Here is a 2,129-nt window from a genome sequence, read left to right on the forward strand (position 1 = left end):
GGCGGAGGGGCCGGGGGCCGCGCCGGTCCGGGCCCACACCACGGTCGTCGAGCTTCCGGCGGGCGCCCCGGCGGACGGCGAGCCGATCACCCGGGAGGACGGCCCCGGCGAGGGCTCCACCGCCGTCGCCGGCAGCGGCGGGGACTACCTCTCCAACGAGGTGGCCCACCGCGCCTGCCTGCTGCGCGACCGTCTGGGGGCGGACATCCCCGGCGGGCACCTGCACATACCGGCCCCCGACTTCGCCCCGGAGCACGCCGACCCGGAATCCGGCCGGTACACCGACCCGGTGCTGGTGGCCGGGCGGAGGGAGATCACCCGGCGGGTGCGGGCCCTGTTGCTGGCCGTGCCGGGATGAGAGCCGTCCGGGGCCGGGCCCCGGACATCGGGTGGCACCGCCCCTCCCCCTCCGGGGGCGGTGCCGCCCCCGGGGTCGGGGAACCGGGCGGTTCCCCGACCCCGGGCTTCGCCGGGCCGGATCTCAGGCGAGACGGATGACGTTCCAGGACATCGGCTCCAGCGTCACGCGCAGCACACCGTCCGCGACCCCGGCCCCCTCCCCCGCGTGCGGGACGACCCGCTCGGGGTCGGCGAGGGTGTTGCTCGCGTCCGGGTCCGCGTCGGAGAGCACCTCGTGCTCCACCACCCGGCTCACCCCCGTGCCGCCCAGCGCCACCTCCAACGGCAGCGCGGCGGTCCGGTCGCGATTGACCGCGAAGACGGTCACCCCGCCGCTCTCCTCGTCGCGCACCGCGGTGGCGTGCAGCAGGTCCACCTCCCCGTACCGGGCGGTGGTGTGGCGGGGGCTGTCCACCCGCACGTCCAGGACCGTGCCCCTGCCGTGGCGGGAGGCCGCGGCGAAGGGGAAGAAGGTGGTCTGTCGCCAGGCGGGGCCGCCGGGCTCGGTCATGATCGGCGCGATGACGTTCACCAACTGCGCCAGGCAGGCGATCCGCACCCGGTCGGCGTGCCGCAGCAGGGCGATGAGCAGGGAGCCGAACACCACGGCGTCGGTGACGGTGTAGTTGTCCTCCAGCAGTCGGGGCGCCTCCCCCCACTCCTGATCGGGCACCGGGGCCGCCTTGGGACCACCCATGTACCAGATGTTCCACTCGTCGAAGGAGAGGTTGATCCGCTTCTTCGACTTCAGCCGGGCCCCCACGTGGTCGCAGGTGGCGACGACCTTCTCGATGAAGGCCTCGGTGTCCACCGCGGAGGCCAGGAAGGAGTCGCGGTCGTCCTCCTGCTCGTAGTAGTAGGAGTGCAGGGAGATGTGGTCGACCAGGTCGTAGCAGTGCTCCAGGACGGTCGCCTCCCAGGAGGCGAAGGTGTCCATCGAACTGCCGGAGCTGCCACAGGCGACCAGCTCCACGTCCTTGTCCATCTGCCGCATGGCGCGGGCGGTCTCGGCGGCCAACCGGCCGTACTCCTCGGCCGTCTTGTGCCCGGTCTGCCAGGGACCGTCCATCTCGTTGCCCAGGCACCACAGGCGGATGCCGTGGGGGTCGGGGTGGCCGTGGGCCGCGCGCCGGTCGGAGAGCTCGGTGCCGCCCGGGTGGTTGACGTACTCCTGGAGCTCCAGCGCCTCGGCGACACCGCGGGTCCCGAGGTTGACCGCCATCATCGCCTCCCCGCCGACCTTGCGGACGAAGGAGACGAACTCGTTGGTCCCGAAGCGGTTGGTCTCGGTGGTCTTCCAGGCGAGGTCGAGCCGGCGGGGCCGGTCCTCCACCGGGCCGACGCCGTCCTCCCAGCGGTAGTTGGAGACGAAGTTCCCGCCGGGGTAGCGGATGGCGGTCACGCCCAGCTCGCGGATCAACTCCAGCACGTCGGTGCGCAGGCCGTCCTCGTCGGCGGCGGGGTGGTCCGGCTCGAAGATGCCGGTGTAGACGCAACGACCGAGGTGTTCCACGAAGGACCCGAACAACCGGGGGTCCACCGTGCCGACGGTGAACGCGGGATCGAGGGTGAAGCGGGCGGTGTGCGGTGCGCTCATGCGGCTCCTCGCCTGACTCGACGGTCCCCGTCGGGATTCCGGTGACCGGTGGTTCGAAATATCGAACACTGATCGATTTTCCGAACAGAACCCAACCCCTTCCCCCACCCCGGTGTCAACACCCGGGCGGGAG

Annotated in this window: 2 protein-coding genes; one reads left to right on the forward strand and one right to left on the reverse strand. The window is 72.3% G+C overall.

Going from position 1 to position 2,129, the window contains the following annotated elements:
* Positions 1–358 (forward strand): PA0049 C-terminal domain-containing protein (locus tag FOE67_RS23645; RefSeq protein ID WP_498370716.1); only part of this gene is annotated, 358 nt, incomplete at its 5' end.
* A 123-nt stretch (positions 359–481) separates the two neighbouring features.
* Here FOE67_RS23645 and arfA read toward each other — a convergent pair.
* Positions 482–1,996 carry an arabinosylfuranosidase ArfA gene (arfA, locus tag FOE67_RS23650; RefSeq protein ID WP_182666866.1) on the reverse strand — a complete coding sequence of 505 codons (1,515 nt, stop codon included), beginning with the start codon at positions 1,994–1,996 and terminating at the stop codon, positions 482–484.
* Positions 1,997–2,129 lie beyond the last annotated feature (133 nt).

This window comes from Streptomyces calidiresistens, assembly GCF_014141525.1.
Lineage (GTDB): Bacteria > Actinomycetota > Actinomycetes > Streptomycetales > Streptomycetaceae > Streptomyces > Streptomyces calidiresistens.